5 protein-coding genes and 2 pseudogenes are annotated in these 7,488 nt (G+C 61.4%); 1 reads left to right on the plus strand and 6 read right to left on the minus strand.

Translation table 11 applies throughout. The annotated features are described in order from the left end of the window. From JJ869_RS20550 to JJ869_RS20560, 3 genes and pseudogenes are all read right to left on the minus strand, one after another. Positions 1-333 (minus strand): annotated as a pseudogene (locus JJ869_RS20550) (hypothetical protein); the annotation flags it as partial. A 64-nt stretch (positions 334-397) separates the two neighbouring features. Beyond that, the gene (locus JJ869_RS20555) at positions 398-2,212 is read right to left on the minus strand and encodes an ABC transporter ATP-binding protein/permease (protein WP_292270188.1); all 1,815 of its coding nucleotides are present in this window, start codon (positions 2,210-2,212) and stop codon (positions 398-400) included. 63 nt (positions 2,213-2,275) lie between these two features. Next, a complete protein-coding gene (locus JJ869_RS20560; protein WP_292270190.1) occupies positions 2,276-3,835 on the minus strand; it encodes a helicase HerA-like domain-containing protein in 1,560 nt (519 codons plus the stop codon). Between the two features lie 458 nt (positions 3,836-4,293). Here JJ869_RS20560 and JJ869_RS20565 point away from each other — a divergent pair, with 458 nt between their 5' ends. Further along, entirely contained in the window at positions 4,294-4,911 is a 618-nt protein-coding gene (locus JJ869_RS20565; RefSeq protein WP_292270192.1) for an invasion associated locus B family protein, read from the plus strand. A gap of 56 nt (positions 4,912-4,967) precedes the next feature. On the opposite strand, the gene lpxB is transcribed toward JJ869_RS20565, so the two are convergent. The 3 genes and pseudogenes from lpxB to JJ869_RS20580 all read right to left on the minus strand — a co-directional run. After that, positions 4,968-6,110 carry a lipid-A-disaccharide synthase gene (lpxB, locus tag JJ869_RS20570; protein ID WP_292270194.1) on the minus strand — a complete coding sequence of 381 codons (1,143 nt, stop codon included), beginning with the start codon at positions 6,108-6,110 and terminating at the stop codon, positions 4,968-4,970. Then, the gene (lpxI, locus tag JJ869_RS20575) at positions 6,110-7,012 is read right to left on the minus strand and encodes a UDP-2,3-diacylglucosamine diphosphatase LpxI (RefSeq protein ID WP_292270197.1); all 903 of its coding nucleotides are present in this window, start codon (positions 7,010-7,012) and stop codon (positions 6,110-6,112) included. Before lpxI ends, lpxB begins: the two co-directional genes overlap by 1 nt. Positions 7,013-7,015: 3 nt before the next feature. Continuing rightward, positions 7,016-7,488: pseudogene (locus JJ869_RS20580) on the minus strand (acyl-[acyl-carrier-protein]--UDP-N-acetylglucosamine O-acyltransferase); the annotation flags it as partial.

Here is a 7,488-nt window from a genome sequence, read left to right on the forward strand (position 1 = left end):
GCCCAGAACCTCCGCAAACTGGCAAAGATCTTTCCTGCACCGCAGCAACCGCGAAACGCCTGACAGAAAAGGTGCTCGCGCAACGTTCAGCCGTCGATATTCTGCGCCAGCGAACGCCTGTTTTTCCACAGAATCGGCGGCAAGACAAAGTCCCAGCACCATGCCAAGGCGAATGCCCCGACACAGAACGAACAGATCGGTCTGGCGGCATTCAAAATCGCTGGATACCTGATACAGCGCAACGATCACAACCGCTTCGATCAGCAAAAGGACTTGTGAAAAGATCAGTCTGGACATCGTTTCTCTTTGCTTCTCAGCTAGGGAACGGCGCAAAACCTCGTTCTTTCAGTGGGCCATTTTATGACCCCGCTGTGGTCATTTCCCGGTCCGCCCCCCCTCAGGCAGCTTCGTCCTCTTGCATCTGACGGTTCCAGAGCGACGCATACCGACCCTGACTTGCCAGAAGGCTGTCATGGGTGCCCTCTTCGACCACCTGCCCGTTTTCAAGAACGACGATCCGGTCCGCATCGGCGATGGTGGACAGGCGGTGCGCGATGGTGATCACCGTGCGGCCTTCACCAGCCAGTTTCAATGCCCCTTGGATCGACGCCTCGGTTTCGGAATCGAGCGCGGATGTCGCCTCGTCCAGAATGAGGATCGGCGGGTTCTTGAGCAGTGTGCGGGCGATGCCGACGCGTTGTTTTTCGCCACCCGACAGTTTCAATCCGCGTTCGCCCACCATCGTGTCGTACCCTTCGGGCAGTGACAGGATGAAGTCGTGGATCTGCGCGGCGCGGGCTGCGGCAATGATGTCGTCCTCGGTGGCACCGGCCCGGCCATAGGCGATGTTGTAACGGATCGTGTCGTTGAAGAGCACTGTGTCCTGCGGCACCACGCCGATGGCGTCATGCAGGCTGGTCTGCGTGACGTCGCGCACATCCTGCCCGTCGATCCGCACCGCGCCATCCGTCACGTCATAGAAGCGGAACAACAGTCGTCCGATGGTGGATTTGCCGGACCCGGAAGGGCCGACCAAGGCCACGTTCTCGCCTGAGCGGACGTGCAGCGATACTCCCTTCAGGATCGGCCGGGCGGGGTCGTATCCGAATTTCACGTTGTCGAACTGCACGGCGCCTTTCGACACCTGCACATCCGGTGCGCCGGGTTTGTCGGACACCTCCTGAGGCTGTTCGAGAAGGTCGAACATTTCGCCCATATCGACAAGCGCCTGACGGATCTCGCGGTAGACCGTGCCAAGGAAGTTGAGCGGCATGGTGATCTGGATCATGTAGGCGTTGACCATGACGAAATCGCCAACCGTGATCGTGCCCGCCTGAACGCCAAGCGCCGCCATCACCATGACGGCAACAAGCCCTGAGGTGATGATGAAGCTTTGACCAAAGTTCAGGAAGGCAAGCGAGGTCGCCGTCTTGATGGCAGCGCCTTCGTAGGCCTCCATGGATTTGTCGTAGCGGGCGGCCTCGCGGGCTTCGGCGCCGAAATACTTGACGGTTTCGAAATTGAGCAGGCTGTCGATGGCCTTTTGGTTGGCATCCGTGTCTTGCGCGTTCATTTCGCGGCGCAGACGGACACGCCATTCGGTGACCTTGAAGGTGAACCAGACGTAAATGGCGATGGTGAACAGCACCACCAGCATGTAGCGGATGTCGAGCAGCCAAAGCAGCACGAGGCAGATCAGCAGCAGTTCAAGGATCAACGGACCTACGCTGAACAGCATGAACCGCAGGAGGAAGTCGACGCCCTTGACCCCGCGTTCGATGATCCGGCTCAACCCACCCGTCTTGCGCGTGATGTGATAGCGCATCGACAGACGGTGGATATGGGTAAAGGTTTCCAGCGCCAGCGACCGCAAGGCGCGCTGGCCGACGCGGGCAAAAACACCGTCGCGCAATTGCTGAAAGCCCACGTTCATCAGGCGGGCAAAGCCATAAGCCAGCGTGAGCCCGACGCCGCCCAGAACAAGATCAGACGCCTGCCCGGACAGCGCATCGACCGCTTTACCAAAGAGCAATGGTGCCAGCATGTTGACGATCTTGGCCAGCACAAGGCTGACAAGCGCGATCACGACACGGCGTTTGACCCACGGCTTGTCATCGGGCCAAAGATATGGCCCGACCTTGCGGATGGTCCGCAGACCGGAACGGCGCTCATCGGCGGCCATTTCTGCGTCGGTTGTGGTATCGGCGGGCATAGATGCGTCTTTCGTCCTGTTCGACGCCCTGACTTAGCCCGCCCTGCCCGGAAGGACCAGTGCTCAGCGGGCTTTGAACAGGCCTCCAAGGATACCCCGGACGATCCGCCGCCCGGTTGTGCCCTTGAGTTCCTTGACGACCACATTTGCGATCGCCTCGCCAAAGCTTTCGTCCTTGCGACTGGTTCGGCTGGTCCGCGTTGGTTGCGAGGTGGAGCGCCCGACGCGGGTACCGGTATAGCGCCGACCGGCGGTGTATTCCCGCATTGCCGCATCAAGCTCGGCTTCCTTCTGTTCCGCCTGCTCGGCGGCGGCGGCAGCCTCGGCCGTGCGTTGCGCGAGGATTTCGAAGGCGGACTGGCGGTCAAGGCGCTGCGTGTATTTATCGCCAAGATCGCTCGCGCCCATGATGCCCCCCCTCTCTGCTGGGGTGATCGGGCCAAGCTGCGAGGATGGCGGACGGATCAAGGTACGTTCAACCATGCCCGGAATGCCCTTGCGTTCGAGCATCGACGTCACCGCCTCACCGACTCCGACTTCGCGGATCGCCTGTTCCGTGTCGAAAGCCGGGTTTTCGCGGTAGGTTTCCGCCGCCATGCGCAGTGCCTTGCGATCGCGCGCGGTGAACGCGCGCAGGGCATGCTGCACGCGGTTGCCCAGCTGACCAAGGATGTCTTCGGGGATGTCGTCGGGATTCTGGGTGATGAAATAGACGCCGACGCCTTTGGACCGGATCAGGCGCGCGACCTGTTCCACCTTGTCGACCAGCGCTTTCGGGGCATCGTCGAAGAGCAGATGCGCCTCATCAAAGAAGAAGACCAGTTTGGGTTTCTCGGGATCGCCCACTTCGGGCAGTTCTTCGAAAAGCTCGGACAGAAGCCACAGCAGGAAGGTCGCGTAGAGCCGTGGCGACCCCATCAACTTGTCCGCGGCAAGAATGTTGATCTGCCCCTGACCGCTCGGGTCCGTGCGCATCAGGTCGCGCAGTTCCAGTGCTGGTTCGCCAAAGAAATCCGCACCACCCTGATTTTCGAGCACCAGCAAACGTCGCTGAATCGCACCGACGGACTGGATGGCGATGTTGCCATAGCGGAGCGACACCGTGCTTGCGTTCTCGCCCAGCCAGACCAGCATGGACTGCAGGTCCTTGAGGTCGAGCAGCGGCAGTCCCTCTTCATCGGCCACGCGGAAGGCGATGTTCAGGATACCCTCCTGCGCCTCGGAGAGTTCGAGAAGGCGAGAGATCAGCAGCGGCCCCATTTCGGCGACCGTTGTACGGATCGGATGCCCCTGAACGCCGAAGAGATCCCAGAACGTGACAGGAAAAGCCCGGTAGGCGAAATCCTCGAAACCGATGGTTGCCGCACGGTCTGTAAAGGGTTGGTGCAGCTTGAAATCGGGGCTGCCGGGTTTGGAAAGGCCCGACAGATCACCTTTCACGTCGGCCATGAACACCGGGACGCCCTGAGCAGAGAATCCTTCGGCAAGGATTTGAAGCGTCACGGTCTTACCGGTACCTGTCGCGCCTGCGACAAGCCCATGCCGGTTGGCATAGTCCAAACGCAACCATTGCTTGACGCCGTAGCCCTCGCCTCCGCCGCCGACAAACACACCGTTTTCCATACACATCCCCCAGCACTCTGTTCAGGAACCGAACATACAAACTTAACCTTTTGCCGCCAGTATGTTTTTCGTCCGGATCGAATTGATCCCCAGCGATCCGGGCGATCCTCCCTGTTGGACTGGCCACGCTGCGAAGCGTGGCCTTTTTTGCGAATTCACGATTGAATTTTGCCTGTTGACGCTGTGGATTTCATTTCGTAGCGTCACCGCAATAATAGTCGGCCGGTCCGACAGGGAGCAAGAAAGGGAAGTCGCACCACTGCGGCTTCCCTTTTATTTTCAGGCCATTGAATGCCGTTGCTCAGTTTTCACTTGAACACCATCGCCTGAAACAATCTGTGGCGGCAGGCGCAAGAATCCGCCGCTTGGTTGGTCAACTTTTCGCGTTTTGGCCTGACACTTCGCACAGCGCATGATAACGCACGGACAAACATAACCGACGCTTCGGAGAGGACTTTATGACCAAACCCCTTTTGCTTTTGACAACGATTGCCAGCTTCGCTTTTGCCGGTGCCGTCATGGCGCAGGACACCGCAGCGCCCGAAGGCACCGAGGCTCCCGCGGCGAATGCCGATCTGTCGGTTCTGGACACTGGTGAGCCCGTGGCCGAGCCGTCGGCGAAGGACGGCACTTATGTCAAAACTACCCATGGCGACTGGTCGATTCAGTGTCTGCGCGTTCCGGAAGGACCTGAGCCCTGCCAGATGTATCAACTGTTGAAAGATCAGAACGGTGGCAATGTGGCCGAAGTGAGCATCTTCCGCGTACCCCAAGGCGGACAGGTTGCAGCTGGTGGCACCTTTGTTGTTCCGCTTGAAACGCTGCTGACCGAGAAACTGAACGTGCGGGTCGATTCCGGTCAGGCCAAGCGCTATGACTTTTCGTTCTGCACCACCGTCGGTTGCTACGCGCGCGTCGGCTTTGTTGCCGAGGACGTGGCGGCCTTCCGTCGTGGCAACGTGGCCAATGTGACCATCGTCCCGGCGCTGGCCCCGGACCAGCGGGTTACTGTCGCAATGTCGCTGTCTGGCTTCACCGCAGCCTTTGAGGAAATCACCGCGTTGCAGCCGCAGTAACGCGCTTTTTTTGTTGTTTTTGGCGGGGGTTTGATCAGGCGATCCGGCCCCCGTTTCTATTTCAGGCCGTCCAGTACAGCCAGTGCCGCGCGTTCGCCGGGGGCAATGCCCCCCTTGCCCAGCCGCTCCATCGTCAGGGCCATCGCTGCCTTCTGACGTTGCGGCGCGTCAAGAAGGTCCGACACCGCGTCGGCAATCGGACCCGGCGTGCAGTTCGCGCCGATGAATTCGGGCACAACCCGCGTCTCGGATACGAGATTGACCAAGGTCACAGTGTCGACCAGCAGCATCCGCCCGATGATCTGGCGTGAAATCCAGTTCATATCGTAGGCGATGACCATGGGGGTGTCCGATGCCGCCAGTTCGAGCGATACCGTACCGGATGCAGCAACCGCCACGTCGGCCGCAGCAAAGGCCGCTTGCTTGGTCGCCATGCCATCCTCGGCCGGGTTCACAATGATCGGCTTGACCGGCCAGGAGGCCACGGCGTCCGCCACGAGAGCCGCCACATTCGGTGCTGCAGGCAGGACGAAGCGCAGATCGGGGTGACGCTTTTGCAGCGTATGGACCACTTCGGAGAAAACCGGCAAGAGGCGCGACACCTCGCTGCGGCGCGATCCGGGCAGGATCACAGCCAGTGGTGCGTCGCCGATGCCTTGCGCAGTCCTAAAGGCCACCACGTCCTCGGGTGGGGCAACAGGATCGGTCACGACAGGATGACCAACAAAGTCGCAGCGCATGCCGGCTGCTTCCATGTAGGGCGGCTCGAACGGCAAAAGCGCCAGCACCTGGTCGATATGCGCCGCCATCTTTTTCGCGCGTCCGGGACGCCACGCCCAGACCGTGGGGGCAACGTAGTGGACAGTCCGGATAGTGCTGCGCGCCTTGACCAGCTTGGCCACACGCAGGCTGAATTCCGGCAGGTCGATGGTGATCAGGACATCCGGTTTGGCCGCCAACACCGCATCCGCCGTCTGGCGGATACGCGCCTTGAGCTGGCGGTATTGCGACAGGATCTCGGTGATGCCCATGATCGAGATTTCATCCATGGGAAACAGGCTATCCAGCCCTTCGGCGATCATGCGGTCGCCGCCAATGCCTTCGAATGTCACATCGCCCGCATGTTTGCGCAGGCCCGCCATCAGCGCCGCGCCCAGCTTGTCGCCCGAGGCTTCTCCGGCAATGACGAAGACCCGCATCAGCCGCCCTTTTCCCGCACCCAGAGGAACAGGCCCAACTGATCGCAGCGAGCAACCGTCTTGGCCCGGTCGAGGATCATCACGCCCCCTGCTTCGATCACGATGCCGGACAGTCCGGCGGCCGAGACCGCGTCGGGCGTCCCTGCCCCGATCACCGGCAGATCCGCGCGGCGGTCCTGTCCGGGTTTCGGCGCTTTGAACAGGATGCCGCCATCGGATGTCGATGTGCCTCCGGTGAGCCAGTCGGTTGCATCGCCCAGCAATCCGCCGAACATATCGCTTGCGGCGTTGATCGGGTTGCTGAGGAAGTCGCCGCTGCTTGTGGCGCGGTCCCGCGCCAGCCGGGTCAGCATGGCATCCGTGCCTGCCGCATCCTCGCGGGCCAGTACGCTGTCACCGCGCACAACGCAGGCCTGACCCGCATCCCGTGCGCCCATGGCGGCCACGGTGCGTTCGCCCATCTTCGCCTCGATGCTGTTCTGCGGCTGATAGGTCTTGAACGTCAGGACACCGGCAGCGGGCAAGAGATCCGGCACGAGTTCATGCACCGCCGAGATGGCGATCCCCGCTTCTTCAAAAAGCGCCATCACGATCCGCAATGCACCGTCATCGCCAGACGTCAGAGCGGTTTGAAGTCGTGGCACGAGAGGGGCTGTTTTCGCGTCCAGCCGCGCGGGATCAATCGGCGGGCGACGGATTGCGCCGCAGAGACAGACCTGCGTGATGCCCCGCGCCTTGAGCGTGTCGAGCAAGCTGCCCAGCGTTTCGAGATGAAAGGTCAGATCGGCCGTCAGACCATCGGGTTCGAATCCATGCAATACGCAGACCAGCGGGCGCTGCGGTTGCGCGTCCGCAACGATGCGCGGCAACCGCCCCTGCCCGCAGATCAGCGCCAGTGTCATCGTTCAGCCCGGCGTGAGGAAGGACCGGTCAGTCTCTCCCAGAATGAAATCGACAATGTGATGGACATAGGCGCTGTCGGTTTCTTCGCCCAGTCGCTTGGCCCGCTCCTGAAACGCGCCTTCGCCCTGTGCAAGCATCTGGAAGGCCGCACGCAGGGCCGTGATGTCCGCGCGGCTGACGCCCTTGCGCTTGAGACCCACAAGGTTCAGCCCGTCCAGCCTCCCGCGATCCGCCTGCACAAGGCCATAAGGGATCACGTCATTCGTGACCATCGTCACCGCGCCGATGATCGCGCCACGGCCAATGCGCACGAACTGGTGCACGCCGGACAGCCCGCCGACGATCACGTCGTCTTCGAGGATGCAATGCCCGGCCAGGGCCGCGCTGTTGACCACGATCACGCGGTTGCCGATCTGCACGTCATGGGCGACATGGCACCCCGCCATGAAGAGGTTGTCATCGCCCACGCGGGTCA

Source organism: Marivita sp. (assembly GCF_017643905.1).
In the GTDB taxonomy this organism is placed as follows: Bacteria; Pseudomonadota; Alphaproteobacteria; order Rhodobacterales; family Rhodobacteraceae; genus Marivita.